This is a genomic window from Lelliottia sp. RWM.1 (assembly GCF_016859735.1).
In the GTDB taxonomy this organism is placed as follows: Bacteria; Pseudomonadota; Gammaproteobacteria; order Enterobacterales; family Enterobacteriaceae; genus Enterobacter.
In genome coordinates this window covers 15184-29978 of record NZ_WLVC01000031.1, presented here as the reverse complement: position 1 = coordinate 29978, position 14795 = coordinate 15184, and the positions used below count along the sequence as shown (strand labels likewise).

Here is a 14795-nt window from a genome sequence, read left to right as displayed (position 1 = left end):
ATTACACGTCCCATTCTACCGGAGGCATAATGGCCACGCTTAACGTCCGTCTGGATGACAAACTCAAAAACGAGGCTTATGCCGTGCTGGAAAAACTCAATATCACGCCGACAGAGGCGGTGCGCTTGCTGTTTCAGTATGTCGCTGAAACAGGGCGGATGCCGGTGAAAACCGTCACGATCAGCGACAGTGAAGATGCTCTGATTCAGACCGTCCGGGAGAGACTGGCCAGTCCGCAAAAGGGAATTAAGGTCAGTCTGGATGACTTATGATCTGGTATTCGACCTAAGGGCGTTAAAGGAGTGGCATAAGCTGAGCGATACAGTAAAAGCCCAGTTTAAGAAGAAACTTGCTGATGTGTTGGTAAACCCCAGAGTGGAATCGGCCCGCCTGCATGGTCTGCCCGATTGCTACAAAATAAAACTCAAATCCCAGGGTTATCGTTTGGTTTATCAGGTTCAGGACAACGTTATAACGGTATTTGTCATCGCCATTGGGAAACGTGAGAAATCAGCCGTTTATCATGACGCAAACAAACGGCTTTAGCGTTTAACGCAAATGGTGCACGACCTGATTGCTGCTTCCTCGCCAGATCAGTGCCGGATCTTTTAAATCCTGCACAAACTTGCCGTCGACCAGCACGTTGATCAGATCCACCACCTCCATTTGTGCGGCGTTCAGCTCATCCAGCTTGTAGCCCGTCCACACCCAGATGTCCTTTCCCGCACACTCGCGGCGGATACGTTTAACCAGCTTCAGAATTTCCGGCACGTTTTGTGGATGAAGCGGGTCACCGCCTGAAAGGGAAATTCCCTGGCGGTGAATACGTGTGTCGTTCAGATCGTTGATGATCCGGTCTTCCACCTCTTTGGTGAACGGCATTCCGGAATTTAAACGCCAGGTGCTTTTGTTGTAGCAACCGGGGCATTCATGCACGCACCCTGAAACAAACAGGGTACAACGCGTTCCAGGACCGTTGACGATGTCGACGGGGTAGTATTGATGGTAATTCATAGCGTTAACCTGATGCCCTCACCCCGGCCCTCTCCCACCGGGAGAGGGAGAAAACTGGAGTCAGGCTTAACAATGTGCTCGATCGGTCCCCTCTCCCTTGAGGGAGAGGGGTAGGGCGAGTGGGAGAACCCTGTGCAGAACTTAACCGATCTGCCCGTTCCCTAAATGTTTCACGCGACGTTTCACCTCTTCCTGCTTCCCGGCGTTGAACGGACGAGCATCCGGACTGCCGAGATAACCGCATACGCGGCGGGTCACGGAGACACGGGAGGCATCGTGGTTACCGCATTTCGGGCAGGTGAAGCCTTTGCTGGTGCACTCAAATTCACCGGTGAAACCGCACTCGTAACACTCGTCGATTGGTGTGTTCGTTCCGTAATACGGCACGTGCTGATAGCTGTAATCCCATACGTCTTCCAGTGCTTTCAGGTTGTGCTGAATGTTCGGGTACTCGCCGTAGCAGATGAAGCCACCGTTGGCGATCGGCGGGTAAGCGGCTTCAAAATCAATTTTGTCGTACGGATTAACCTTTTTCTCAACGTCGAGGTGGAAGCTGTTGGTGTAATAACCTTTATCGGTCACACCGCCAACGATGCCAAACTCGGCGGTATCCAGCCGGCAGAAACGGTCGCAAAGGTTTTCACTTGGCGTGCTGTACAGGCTGAAACCGTAGCCGGTTTCCTCTTTCCACTGGTCAACGGCATCACGCAGACGTTGAACAATAGCGACACCTTTCGCCCGCAGGGCATCGCTGTCGTAGACGTGTTGATTGCCTGACAGCGCGTTGATGGTTTCGTGAATACCGATATAACCGAGGGAGATTGACGCTCGCCCGTTTTTGAAGATCTCTGAAACATCATCATCCGCGTTAAGACGCACGCCGCAGGCCCCTTCCATATACAGGATTGGTGCAACGCGGGCTTTCACCCCTTCCAGACGTGCAATACGCGTCATCAGCGCTTTACGCGCCAGTTGCAGACGTTCGTCCAGTAGTTTCCAGAAGGCCGTCTCATTACCTTTGGCTTCCAGCGCGATGCGCGGCAAGTTAAGGCTAATCACGCCCAGGTTGTTACGGCCGTCGTGGATCTGCTCACCGTTTTCGTCCTCATACACCCCGAGGAAACTGCGGCAACCCATTGGGGTTTTAAAGGAGCCGGTCACTTTCACGACCTGATCGTAGTTCAGGATGTCCGGGTACATGCGCTTGCTTGCGCACTCCAGCGCCAGCTGTTTGATGTCGTAGTTCGGATCGCCAAATTTATGGTTCAGGCCGTCGCGAATGGCAAAGACCAGTTTCGGGAAGACGGCGGTTTTGCGATTTTTGCCAAGACCGGAAATACGGTTGCGCAGAATAGACTGCTGAATCAGGCGTGACTCCCAGCAGGTTCCCAGACCAAAGCCAAAGGTTACAAACGGCGTCTGGCCGTTGGCGGTATGGAGCGTGTTCACTTCATATTCCAGCGACTGGAATGCGTCATAGCACTCTTTTTCAGTGCGGGATCGCGCATAGCCGTCAGCATCCGGGATCTGCCACTCTTCCGCCGTTTTACGGTGTTTGTTGAAGCTCTCGGTCACAAACGGTGCGAGCACTTCGTCAATACGGTTAATGGTGGTTCCGCCGTAAATATGGCTGGCAACCTGGGCAATGATCTGCGCGGTTACGGCTGTCGCGGTAGAGATAGATTTTGGCGGTTCAATCTCAGCGTTACCCATTTTGAAGCCGTGGGTCAGCATGCCTTTCAGATCAATCAGCATGCAGTTGAACATTGGGAAGAACGGCGAATAGTCGAGATCGTGATAGTGGATCTCACCGCGTTCGTGCGCCTGGACGACATCGCGCGGCAGCAGATGCTGGCGGGCATAGTGTTTGGCGACGATACCGGCCAGCAGATCGCGCTGGGTTGGGATCACTTTACTGTCTTTGTTGGCGTTTTCGTTGAGCAGGGCGGAGTTGGTCTGTTCTACCAGGCCACGGATCTCCTGATTCAGGCGGCCCCGTTTCTCACGCTGAATGTCACGATCGTGACGGTACTCAATGTAGGCGCGCGCCAGTTGTTTGTACGGGCCAGACATCAGCTGGTTTTCTACGGCGACCTGGATCTCGCTGATATCCACCTGACTGCGCGCGTTCATCTGACTACTAACGACTTCTGCGACGGTGGCGCAGTAATCTGCGTCATCGACTCCCGCTGCTTTAGCTGCACGCAGAATGGCTTCTTTGATGCGCTCTGATTTAAACGGCACTTTACAGCCATCTCGTTTCATCACATGCGGTGTCATGATCACTCCATTTTAAAAACAGGTTATCCACAGAGGTGGAGAAGTATTCACCGGGCAGATTTACAGATAGCCCAGCGACTTCCCTCGTTCCCCACACTTGTTATCCACAATTCCGGAGAGCTGAGTCGCCGTCTTGTTGTTGGAATAGTAGACGATAAATACAAGATGTTGGGTCGGCGTGCATTTTAAGTGCTACATATAGTGATTTGCATCAAACATGTTTGCGTTTTTTTTGATGCAGAACAAAGTAAAAAGACGAGAGTACAAACGACGGGCGCTTCAGCCTTTGTAAAGGCAGGAAGGAAAAATCTGATTAATTATTCAACAAAAACAGCAAAATAAACCGGGCATATTGGCATGCCCGGTGTTTTGATTTATGCCTGTAACCACCATACGGCTTCAAACGGGCGTAGTGTCATTGGGCCTGGTTTGTTGGCCGTTTCCACGTAGTTGCTCATCACGGCCTGCCATTCGCCGCTGAACGCCTCTGGCTGCCATTCATGGCTGTTATGGGTGAGGTTGGCCACAACGATCAGGGTTTGCCCCTGCCACTGACGACGGTAGCACCACAGAGAAGGGTGTTCAGGCAGCAGATCCTGGTAATCGCCCCATGTCAGCACCGGCAGCGTTTTGCGCAGCGTAATCAGCGACTGATAGGCATAAAACACGGAGCCTGGGTCGTTAAGCGCAGCGCTTGCATTAATGTCCTGGAAGTTATCGCAGACAGCAATCCAGGGCTCACCCGCAGTAAAGCCCGCGTTTGGTGATGCATCCCATTGCATTGGCGTGCGGCCATTATCGCGGGATTTGCTTGCCAAAATATCGAGCAACTCGTCGGCTTCACGTCCACTGGCGCGCAGTTCCGTAAACATATTCAGGCTTTCAACATCGCGATAATCAGTAATGCGGGTGAAGTGTGGGTTAGTCATGCCCAGCTCTTCGCCCTGGTAGATATACGGCGTCCCCTGCATTCCATGCAGCACCATCGCCAGCATTTTCGCGGCAGGCACGCGGTATTCTCCCTCGTCGCCAAAACGCGAGACAATGCGTGGTTGATCGTGATTACACCAGAACAGCGCATTCCAGGCTTTGTTATGCATGCCTTGCTGCCAGTGGTTGAACAGGGTTTTCAGCGCAACGTAATCCGGTTGCGCCTTCGTCCATTTTTCTCCGCCAGGATAGTCGACCTTCAGGTGATGGAAGTTAAAGGTCATGGATAACTCACGCCCGTCGAGGGAGGCGTACTGCTGGCAGTTTTCCAGCGAAGTTGAAGACATCTCGCCTACCGTCATCAGGTTACGCGGGACAAAAACGTCTCGGCTCATCTCCTGTAAATATTCATGGATGCGTGGCCCGTCGGTGTAGAAGCGGCGTCCATCACCGTACTCATCGTTCGGGAAATCCTGATCTTTGGACACCAGATTGATCACGTCGAGGCGTAATCCGTCGACGCCGCGATCGGCCCAGAACTCACACACTTTTTTCAGTTCGGCCCGAACAGCCGGATTTTCCCAGTTGAGATCCGCCTGTTCCGGGGCAAACAGATGCAGATAATACTGCTCGCTTCCGGCGTGCCAGCGCCAGGCGTTACCGCCAAACTTCGAGCGCCAGTTATTCGGTAACAAACCATCCGGTGTGCCATCACGCCAGATATAGAACTGACGATACGGGCTCTCTTTATTCAGCGACTCACGGAACCACGCATGTTGCGTCGAGGTGTGGTTAAACACCATATCCAGCACAATGCGAATGCCACGCGTATGTGCCTCGGCAACCAGTTCATCAAAGTCATCCAGCGTACCGTAGGCCGGGTCTATGGCGGTATAACTCGCCACGTCGTAACCGTTATCAATCTGCGGAGAGAGGTAGAACGGCGTCAGCCAGATGGCGTCAATGCCGAGGGTTTTCAGGTAGTCGAGGCGCTGTGTCACGCCGCGTAAATCACCCGTACCACAGCCGGTTGTATCCTGAAAACTCTTTGGGTAAATCTGATAGATGACGCCGTTTTGCCACCAGTGAGGAAGGGTATTCATAATGCGTTCCTGCAAATGCTGAGGGGCGCAATTGCGCCCCGAAAGATGAAGTTAAACAATCTGCAACGTGCCCTGACGGAATTTACGCTGGTAAATGAAGGTGGTCAGCGCCATTGGGACAATAATCGCAACTGCCATCGCCAGTGCAAATATCTGCCAGTAGGTCGGCTGGATGGAGAGGATACCCGGCAATCCACCAACCCCGATTCCGTTCGCCATCACGCCATTCAGACCGCAAATCAGACCCGCCAGGCCGGAGCCGATCATTGCGCACAGCATTGGGAAACGGTATTTGAGGTTAATCCCGTACATTGCCGGTTCTGTGACGCCGAGATAGGCGGAGATGGCCGCAGGTACAGAGATTTCGCGTTCGTTATGTTTACGGCTGACCAGAATAATACCGGTTACCGCAGAGGCCTGAGCGATGTTAGACAGCGCGATGATAGGCCAGACTGGCGTTCCGCCAAGGCTTTGAATCATCTGCATATCAATTGCGAGGGTGGTCTGATGCACGCCGGTGATCACCAGTGGGGCATACAAGAAGCCAAACAGGGCAGCACCAATTGGCGCGAAGCTGCCGGTCATCAGGTGGCGAACCGCGAAAGCAACGCCGTCACCGATCATGCGGCCAAAGGGGCCGATAAAGGCATGGGCGAGGAAGACCGCAATAATCAACGAACAAACCGGCACGACCACCAGATAGAGGTAATCAGGCACGATACGTTTTAAGCGGGTTTCAATAAAGCCCAGTGCCAGGCCCGCCAGCAATGCCGGGATAACCTGCGCCTGGTAGCCCACTTTCGCAATGGTAAACAGACCAAAGTTCCACACCTCGGGGACTTGTTGACCAAGTAAGTAAGCGTTCATTAACTGAGGCGAAACCAGCGTCACGCCCAGCACGATACCCAGTATTGGCGTGCCGCCCATCTTGCGTACCGCTGACCAGCAAATCCCGACCGGCAGATAGAAGAAGATCGCCTCACCAATCAGCCACAGGAAATCGTAGATGGTTTGCAGCGCGGGGTACATTTGCGCCAGGGTTTTGCCATCGCTCATCGGCACATCACCGATCACGTTGCGGAAGCCTAAGATCAAGCCTCCGCTGATAAGCGCTGGCAGCAGCGGGAAGAAGATCTCCGCAAAGTGAGAGATTAACTGCTCATGCCATTTCATATTTTGACGCGCGGCTTTCTTCGCCTGCTCTTTATCGGCAGAAGAGTGGCCGGTGGTCGCCAGTAGAGCCTGGTAGTAATCGCCCACTTCCGTGCCAATGACAACCTGGAACTGCCCGGCGTTGGTGAAACAGCCTTTGACCATCGACAACTCTTCGATAGCTTTCGGGTTGGCTTTGGCTGGATCGTTCAGCACAAAACGCAGGCGGGTAATGCAATGGCTGACGGTCGCGATGTTCTCACGGCCCCCAACCAGGACGATCAACTGGTCGATATCTGCTTGCTTGACTTTACTCATCATGAAACCTCATGACAGATGGAGAAGGGTGTAATGACCTGAACGCAAGCCTACTCTTTAAGCGTCTTTACGAAAATGGGAACGTTCCCGAAATTGGGCGAAGATCACAATAATCTGTTTATGACCTGTGCAATTCGCGTTGCAGGAACACGCCTGCGACGCGAAAAAAAGAAGGGATAAGAAGCTTAAGAGAGGTGAACTGGAATAACGATCTGGCGCAGTTCGCTGCGGCCGTTGATCTGCTCGATCAACTGTGTGGCGGCTTGTCTGCCGGACTCGGCATAGCCCGGATCGACGGTGATGATCTCCGGGTGCAGGAACTTCATCAGCGGTGTACTTCCCACGCTCGCCACTTGCAGGTTGTCGATGCGTTGTTCCTGCAAATATTTGCTCGCACCCAGCGCCAGGGTATCCGTGGCACACACCAGCGCGGTGGTCTGTGGTGTCAGGACGCTGGCGACCTGCTCGTAACCCTGCTTCATGCCCAGCCCAGGCAGGGAGGCCACGGCAGAGAGGTTGTGCTTTTTGCAAAATGCCAGGTAGGCTTCATGGCGACGCTTGCCGGTCGTGACATCCGCGTGCGGTACGCCGAGGAAACTAATGTGGCGATGACCTTTATCAAACAGACGCTGCATCAGGGTGATAATCGCGCCCTCGTCGTCATAACACACCGAGGCAAATCCAGTGGCATCACGCGCCAGCAGAACCAGTGACGGCTGCCAGGGTTTGAGCATTTCATCTTTTATGCCAGTGAAACCAAACAGTACCACACCGTCGATGTTACGGCGTTGCAGCATCCCCAGGTGTTCTTCAACCATTTGCGGCGAGAACTGGCTTTCCATCATGATCGGGTCATAACCCTGCTCATAAAACGCCGGCAGCATGGTCTGAACGGCCAGGTTTTCTGACAGCGAATCCAGACGCGAAACGATAATCGCCACCACTTTGTCGCTTTGTCCACGCATGGCGCGTGCGGAGCGGGAAGGGGAAAAACCGTGCTGATTCATCACCGCTTCGACGCGCTCGCGTGTGCGCTCGCTGACACCACTTTCGTTGTTCAGCACGCGTGACACGGTGGATTTTCCCACGCCGCTTAAACGCGCGATGTCTTTAATCGTAAGGCGGTTTTGCATCTTTTATTCCCTGTCACGGCGAAGGCAGTCGTCAATTGAGCCTAATGCTATAGCGTGATTTCGCTATGGGCAAAGTCTGGTTTACGTTTGGTTTATTTGCATGGCGTTATAATACCGCCCGAATCGCCACAAACGGTACGGTTAAATCCTTATACTGCGCGGCGATACCCTCATTTTACTTACCGGAGGTTACATGGATCCCGATCCCACGCCTCTCCTGAACGGGAGAGTTCTTTCTATCCGGTAAGCCAGCCCGTGCTGTCTCACCGGTGATGTGAGGCAGCAACGTTTCATTCGTTCCTGCTGAAAATTTAAGTGCCGCCAGGTACGGCCTTGTCGTGCCTGAAGACTGAACTGTGTTCGCCCTGGTGAACACAGGGGAGCTTATGATGCTGAAAAATATCACCCGCCAGCTGCAAGCGCTGCTGAACCGCCACTTGCCGCACCGCCTTGTACAACGCGATCCGCTACCCAACGCCAAAAATCTGGCGGGGGCGGTGATTCCACCTTCCCTTACCGAGCAGTGCCTGAACATTGCGGCCATGGACGAAAACGAAGTCTGGCGCGCGTTTGGCGGACACCCGGAAGGGCTGAATGCCTCCGAAGTCGAGAAAGTTCGCGCCGAGTATGGCGATAACCAGATCCCGGCACAAAAACCCGCGCCCTGGTGGGTACATCTGTGGGTGTGCTACCGCAACCCCTTCAACCTGTTGTTAACGGTACTGGGCATTATTTCCTATGCCACTGAAGATCTGTTTGCCGCAGGCGTGATCGCGTTGATGGTTGGGATTTCCACGCTGCTCAATTTTGTGCAGGAAGCGCGTTCAACCAAAGCGGCTGATGCCTTGAAAGCGATGGTCAGCAACACCGCCACCGTCTCCCGCGTGATTAATGAACTCGGCGAAAATGCCTGGGTTGAGCTACCGATTGACCAACTGGTGAGAGGCGATCTCGTCAAGCTGGCCGCCGGGGATATGATCCCCGCCGACTTACGCATTATTCAGGCCCGGGATCTGTTTGTGGCTCAGGCTTCTTTGACGGGGGAATCGTTGCCGGTTGAAAAGGTCGCCCGGACTCGCGATCCTCAGCAGGTGAACCCACTTGAATGCGATACCTTGTGTTTTATGGGCACGACGGTAGTCAGCGGAACGGCGCAGGCCATTGTGACTGCCACTGGTGGACACACCTGGTTTGGGCAACTCGCCGGGCGCGTTGGTGAGCAAGAAAATGAACCGAATGCCTTCCAGAAAGGCATTGGCCGCGTCAGCATGCTGTTGATCCGCTTCATGATGGTGATGACGCCGATTGTGTTGTTGATTAATGGCTACACTAAGGGTGACTGGTGGGAGGCCGCGCTGTTTGCCCTCTCCGTTGCCGTGGGCTTAACGCCGGAAATGCTGCCGATGATTGTGACCTCCACGCTGGCGCGCGGGGCGGTGAAACTCTCTAAGCAGAAAGTGATCGTCAAACACCTCGACGCGATCCAGAACTTTGGCGCGATGGACATCCTGTGTACCGATAAAACCGGGACGCTGACCCAGGACAAGATCGTGCTGGAAAACCATACCGATATCTCCGGTAAAACCAGCGATCGTGTGCTGCACAGCGCCTGGCTTAACAGCCACTACCAGACCGGGCTGAAAAACCTGTTGGATGTTGCTGTGCTGGAAGGCGTTGATGAAGAGTCCGCCCGCACACTTTCGGGCCGCTGGCAAAAAGTGGATGAGATCCCGTTCGATTTTGAACGCCGCCGGATGTCGGTGGTGGTCAGTGAACAGCAGGATGTACATCAACTGATCTGCAAAGGAGCGTTACAGGAGATCCTGAATGTCTGCACACAGGTGCGTCATAACGGCGACATCGTCCCGCTGGACGACACCATGCTGCGCCGCATCAAACGTGTTACCGACAATCTGAACCGTCAGGGGCTGCGCGTTGTGGCTGTGGCAAGCAAATTCCTGCCTGCACGTGAGGGTGACTATCAGCGTATCGACGAATCCGATCTGATCCTCGAAGGGTATATCGCCTTCCTCGATCCGCCGAAAGAAACGACCGCTCCGGCACTGAAAGCGCTGAAAGCGAGTGGGATCACCGTAAAAATCCTCACCGGTGACAGTGAGTTGGTGGCCGCGAAAGTGTGCCATGAAGTGGGGCTGGATGCGGGTGATGTGGTGGTGGGGAGTGATATTGAACACCTCGGAGATGATGAACTGGCGAAACTGGCGCAACACACCACGCTGTTCGCCCGTCTCACACCGATGCATAAAGAGCGTATCGTCATGCTGCTGCGCCGTGAGGGGCATGTGGTGGGCTTTATGGGAGATGGCATCAATGATGCGCCAGCATTGCGGGCGGCTGACATTGGTATCTCCGTCGACGGGGCGGTGGACATCGCCCGTGAAGCGGCCGATATCATTCTGCTGGAAAAAAGCCTGATGGTGCTGGAAGAGGGGGTGATTGAAGGCCGTCGCACCTTTGCTAACATGCTGAAGTACATCAAGATGACCGCCAGCTCTAACTTCGGTAACGTCTTTAGCGTACTGGTGGCGAGCGCGTTCTTACCGTTCCTGCCGATGCTGCCGTTGCATCTGCTGATTCAAAACCTGATGTACGATGTCTCTCAGGTGGCGATCCCGTTTGATAACGTGGACGATGAGCAGATCCAGAAGCCACAGCGCTGGAATCCATCTGATCTTGGCCGTTTCATGCTGTTCTTTGGTCCGATTAGCTCGATCTTCGACATTCTGACCTTCTGCCTGATGTGGTTTGTGTTCCACGCAAACACACCGGAACACCAGACTCTGTTCCAGTCAGGCTGGTTTGTGGTCGGACTGCTGTCGCAAACGCTGATTGTGCATATGATCCGCACGCGTCGTATTCCGTTTATCCAGAGCCGTGCTGCGTGGCCGCTGATCATCATGACTGGTATCGTGATGGCACTCGGTATCGCGCTGCCGTTCTCACCGCTGGCGAGCTACCTGCAACTGCAGGCACTGCCGCTGAGCTACTTCCCGTGGCTGGTGGCGATTCTGGCTGGTTACATGGTGCTGACGCAGATGGTGAAAGGGTTCTACAGCCGTCGGTATGGCTGGCAGTGACAGAATGATGTCAAAGGTCGATTAATCTGAATGATAAAACAGCCAGTAAAAACATCTTACTGGCTGCTATTTTATCTATCTGATAATTAAGTGCGATGTGATAAAAATTATTTTCAGGAACGTTTTTCAGGAGCTGATAATAGATATTAAAGATATCATTCAGTAAGGATGATTATCTATAAAAATCTATTAACATTTACTTTGCATCCTTTTTATTATCCATTTTATTATTCTTTGGCATCCAGGTCAGCCAGCATTCGAATGGTTTCACAGCCCGCGAGTGCCAGTCGTTCAATATGGTTGGCGCTATGGTCAAATTCTTTTTGCGGATCAAACTGGCCGCTCTCACCTGCAACGTTACAAATATTATCCATAACGACTGCACATCCTCCGGCCCGTAATCCCCAGAGTCTGGCGAGCACAAAAATGATACTGGCTTCCATTTCGGCTGCGAGTACATTCATGCGTTTTAAGTCTTCGAAATGATGCGCCCAGGATGATTGCCAGTAATCATTGAAGGAGGAACCCGGTTTCGCATGTCCGGCATAGAATGTATCTGCGGAACGTGTTGTTCCGACATGGCCTGTGTAGCCCAATCCTCTTACTGCGCGTGCGCGTGCGCATGCGTCAACCACTTCATGGCTTGCAACCGCAGGATATTCAGCAGGAACGTAGAGTTTAGACGATCCATCCAGCCTAAGCGCGGAGTCAAAAATAGCAATATCACCATTTTTGACATGATCCTGAAATGTTCCGCAGGTACCAATACGCACAAACGTAGTCGCGCCGCAGCGTGCCAATTCTTCCATGGCGATTGATGTTGATGGGCAGCCAATGCCGGTACTGGTACAACTAATTGGAACACCTTTATATTCGCCAGTATAGGTGACGTATTCACGATTGCTTGCGATAAGTTCTGCCTTATCCCAATAACTGGCGACTGCTTTTACTCTGCCTGGATCGCCTGGTAGTAAAACATACGGTGCCACATCTCCTTGGCTGATTTTTAAATGGTATTGTTCAGACATATTTTGACTCTCCTTTTTTAAAGTACCTTAATAATTTAAATAGGCATTTTCAACCTGAAAAAATACATTTTTGAAAAATATCCCCTATATATAATTAAATTATTGTTTGATGGTTTTGTATTTATCTGATGAGTAATTTTATTCCTTTTGACATATTGAATGTGCGAGGGAGCGGAATAGAAATGATGAAAAAACTCATGCAAACATCCCTGTAAAATTCAGCAACCTGTGATCTCCGTCGTGGCATTTTCTTGACGACAAATTGACCGTATGTTAACAGAATGTTTTGCCTTTAATTGGCCCGTCAGATTCTGATAAGGAACATTCATGTTACGGTACAGTCTCTTAACCGCCGGACTCTTACTCGGCTCTTCTGCGTTTGCCGCTCCGGCAGGCGATCTTCCCCTGATGCCATGGCCTGCGAAGGTCGAACGCCCGGCCACTCAGGGTGCGCTGGTCCTGACCGATAAAACCTCTGTTAACGTGACGGGGGATGACCTGGGCGATGCCCCGACACGCCTGCGTCAGCGTATTGCCCTGCAAACGGGCTGGATGTTACAGCCGCAGGCAGCCAAACCGGAGCACGCCACGATCACCTTCGCCATTGCCCGAAAGGTCCCGACGCAACCCATGCCGGACAGCGACGAAAGCTATACGCTTACCGTGAATGCCAGCGGCGTGAATATTGCGGCCAACACGCGCTTTGGTGCGCTACGCGGTATGGAGACATTACTGCAGCTCATCCAGAACGGGACAGAAAACACGTTTATCCCCTGGGTGACGATCGACGATTCTCCGCGCTTCCCGTGGCGAGGACTCTTGCTCGACTCTGCCCGCCACTTTATTCCGCCTGACGATATCAAACGACAGATTGACGGCATGGCTGCGGCAAAACTCAACGTCCTGCACTGGCATCTGACCGACGATCAGGGCTGGCGTTTCGCCTCAAAACGCTATCCGAAGCTGACACAGCTTGCCAGCGACGGGCTGTTTTACACACCGGATCAAATGCGGGAGATTGTGCGCTACGCCACCGCACGCGGGATTCGTGTGGTTCCTGAGATCGATATGCCAGGCCACGCTTCGGCTATTGCCGTGGCTTATCCCGAACTGATGAGCGCACCAGGGCCTTATGAAATGGAGCGTCACTGGGGAGTCCTGAAGCCGGTGCTTGATCCAACAAAAGAGGCCACTTATGCATTTGCTGAGGCGATGGTTACGGAACTGACCGCGATCTTCCCGGACCCTTATCTGCACATTGGCGGCGATGAAGTCGATGACACGCAGTGGAAGAACAACGCAGCGATCCAGACATTTATGCGAGATAATAGCCTGACCGACAGCCACGCATTGCAGGCCTATTTCAACCGCAAGCTGGAAACGATCCTCGAAAAACATCATCGCCGGATGGTGGGTTGGGATGAGATCTTCCACCCTGATCTGCCAAAAAGCATTCTGATCCAGTCCTGGCAAGGGCAAGATGCGCTGGGGCAGGTGGCGGAAAAGGGCTATAAAGGCATCCTTTCCACCGGCTTTTATCTCGATCAGCCTCAGTCCACGGCTTACCACTATCGCAATGAAATTGTGCCTCAGGGCTTAAACAACGTTGATGTTATTGGTGACAACGACAGCGCGCAGAGCTGGTCTTTCTCGATGCCACGCCTGAAGGGGAAACCGGTGGAGGGGAGCTTTACGCTGGTGAAAGGCGAGTCTGGCTGGCGCGGGTTTATCGACTTTAGCGGTAAATCCCGCCGTGCAGTGCAGGATATCGAATGGCGCAGCGATAACCAGGTGACCTTCACCGTGGATACCTGGATGGGAGAAACGCGTCCAGTGGTGACGGTAAATAACGATACGCTGAGCGGCTATTTCCTGTTGGGCAACGCCCGTTATCCTGTTAGTGGCAAGCTGCTGGATGATGTACCGAAAGGTATTGTCCCGGTTGTACCCGATGCCAGCCAGCAGGCTAATCTGTCTGGCGGTGAAGCGGCTCTGTGGGCGGAAAATGTGGTTGCACCAGTACTGGACATCAAACTGTGGCCGCGTGCATTTGCGGTCGCTGAACGTCTGTGGTCGGCACAGGACGTTAACGATATCGACAACATGTACACCCGCTTACAGGCTATTGATGCCTGGTCGACGGTATCAGTGGGCTTACAACAGCACAGCCAGCAGCAGGCGTATTTTACCCGGCTGGCGAACAATGCTGACACGCTGCCGCTGCAAATTCTCGCTCAGGCGGTGGAGCCTGCACAGTATTACACCCGCCAACACCTGAAATTCCAGGCCGGTAACTATCATCAGTTTGAGCCGCTCAACCGTTTTGCCGATGCGCTGAATGCGGAAAGCAACACCGTGCGGCAGATGACGAAATGGGTCGATCGCTTAGTCAGCGATGCAGAAGATAACGAAAGTGCTGAGGCGTTACGCCATGTGTTTAACCGCTGGCAGAGTAATACCAGCGACGTGCTGGCGCTCAGTGAAAGCAATTACCAACTCAAGGCGATAAAGCCCGTGATTCAGGAGGTTGATAAGCTGGCGTCCATCGGCCTGAGGCTGACAGATTTGGTGGCGCGGCAGGGCACGCTCGACGACAAAGAAATTGCCTCAATTCAGAATGAACTCGATAACGCGGCGAAGATTCAGGACGAGGTAGTGATTGCGGCGGTCTATCCGCTGGAAACGTTACTCAATGCGACGCGGAATCAGTAGACGTCGAAAAATGCTCCTCTCCCCGAT

The 14795-nt window shown here is 53.2% G+C and carries 10 protein-coding genes; 4 read left to right on the top strand and 6 right to left on the bottom strand.

The genetic code is table 11. The annotated features are described in order from the left end of the window. Positions 1-29: 29 nt before the first annotated feature. On the top strand, positions 30-272 hold the full coding sequence (locus tag GF617_RS18950; protein ID WP_203452261.1) for a type II toxin-antitoxin system RelB/DinJ family antitoxin: 243 nt from the start codon (positions 30-32) through the stop codon (positions 270-272). Further along, complete coding sequence (locus tag GF617_RS18945; protein ID WP_203452260.1) at positions 262-546, top strand: type II toxin-antitoxin system RelE/ParE family toxin; 285 nt, start codon at positions 262-264, stop codon at positions 544-546. The genes GF617_RS18950 and GF617_RS18945 overlap by 11 nt, the downstream gene beginning before the upstream one ends. A 3-nt stretch (positions 547-549) precedes the next feature. On the opposite strand, the gene nrdG is transcribed toward GF617_RS18945, so the two are convergent. From nrdG to treR, 5 genes are all read right to left on the bottom strand, one after another. Then, on the bottom strand, positions 550-1014 hold the full coding sequence (gene nrdG / locus GF617_RS18940; RefSeq protein WP_181622025.1) for an anaerobic ribonucleoside-triphosphate reductase-activating protein: 465 nt from the start codon (positions 1012-1014) through the stop codon (positions 550-552). A 141-nt stretch (positions 1015-1155) separates the two neighbouring features. Continuing rightward, complete coding sequence (gene nrdD / locus GF617_RS18935) at positions 1156-3294, bottom strand: anaerobic ribonucleoside-triphosphate reductase (protein WP_181622026.1); 2139 nt, start codon at positions 3292-3294, stop codon at positions 1156-1158. 374 nt (positions 3295-3668) lie between these two features. Beyond that, positions 3669-5327 carry an alpha,alpha-phosphotrehalase gene (treC, locus tag GF617_RS18930; protein WP_181622027.1) on the bottom strand — a complete coding sequence of 553 codons (1659 nt, stop codon included), beginning with the start codon at positions 5325-5327 and terminating at the stop codon, positions 3669-3671. Positions 5328-5378: 51 nt separating this feature from the next. Further along, the gene (treB, locus tag GF617_RS18925) at positions 5379-6797 is read right to left on the bottom strand and encodes a PTS trehalose transporter subunit IIBC (protein ID WP_203452271.1); all 1419 of its coding nucleotides are present in this window, start codon (positions 6795-6797) and stop codon (positions 5379-5381) included. Positions 6798-6982: 185 nt separating this feature from the next. Next, positions 6983-7930, bottom strand: coding sequence for a trehalose operon repressor TreR (treR, locus tag GF617_RS18920; protein WP_181622028.1), 948 nt, complete (start codon positions 7928-7930; stop codon positions 6983-6985). A gap of 389 nt (positions 7931-8319) precedes the next feature. On the opposite strand from treR, the gene mgtA reads away from it, so the two are divergent. Next, positions 8320-11028 (top strand): magnesium-translocating P-type ATPase, encoded by a 2709-nt coding sequence (gene mgtA / locus GF617_RS18915; RefSeq protein WP_181623673.1) that lies wholly within the window; start codon positions 8320-8322, stop codon positions 11026-11028. Positions 11029-11255: 227 nt separating this feature from the next. Here the strand turns inward: mgtA and GF617_RS18910 are convergent, their stop codons facing one another. Continuing rightward, on the bottom strand, positions 11256-12056 hold the full coding sequence (locus GF617_RS18910; protein ID WP_203452259.1) for a nucleoside phosphorylase: 801 nt from the start codon (positions 12054-12056) through the stop codon (positions 11256-11258). Between the two features lie 327 nt (positions 12057-12383). Between GF617_RS18910 and GF617_RS18905 the strand changes: the two genes are divergently transcribed. Beyond that, entirely contained in the window at positions 12384-14768 is a 2385-nt protein-coding gene (locus tag GF617_RS18905) for a beta-N-acetylhexosaminidase (RefSeq protein WP_203452258.1), read from the top strand. The last annotated feature ends 27 nt before the right edge of the window (positions 14769-14795 follow it).

Bases quoted from the DNA above. Each gene is read 5' to 3' on its own strand.
- treC (WP_181622027.1), bottom strand. From the start codon at position 5,327: ATGAATACCCTTCCTCACTGGTGGCAAAACGGCGTCATCTATCAGATT.
- GF617_RS18950 (WP_203452261.1), top strand. From the start codon at position 30: ATGGCCACGCTTAACGTCCGTCTGGATGACAAACTCAAAAACGAGGCT.
- GF617_RS18910 (WP_203452259.1), bottom strand. From the start codon at position 12,056: ATGTCTGAACAATACCATTTAAAAATCAGCCAAGGAGATGTGGCACCG.
- GF617_RS18945 (WP_203452260.1), top strand. From the start codon at position 262: ATGACTTATGATCTGGTATTCGACCTAAGGGCGTTAAAGGAGTGGCAT.
- nrdG (WP_181622025.1), bottom strand. From the start codon at position 1,014: ATGAATTACCATCAATACTACCCCGTCGACATCGTCAACGGTCCTGGA.
- nrdD (WP_181622026.1), bottom strand. From the start codon at position 3,294: ATGACACCGCATGTGATGAAACGAGATGGCTGTAAAGTGCCGTTTAAA.
- treR (WP_181622028.1), bottom strand. From the start codon at position 7,930: ATGCAAAACCGCCTTACGATTAAAGACATCGCGCGTTTAAGCGGCGTG.
- GF617_RS18905 (WP_203452258.1), top strand. From the start codon at position 12,384: ATGTTACGGTACAGTCTCTTAACCGCCGGACTCTTACTCGGCTCTTCT.
- mgtA (WP_181623673.1), top strand. From the start codon at position 8,320: ATGCTGAAAAATATCACCCGCCAGCTGCAAGCGCTGCTGAACCGCCAC.
- treB (WP_203452271.1), bottom strand. From the start codon at position 6,797: ATGAGTAAAGTCAAGCAAGCAGATATCGACCAGTTGATCGTCCTGGTT.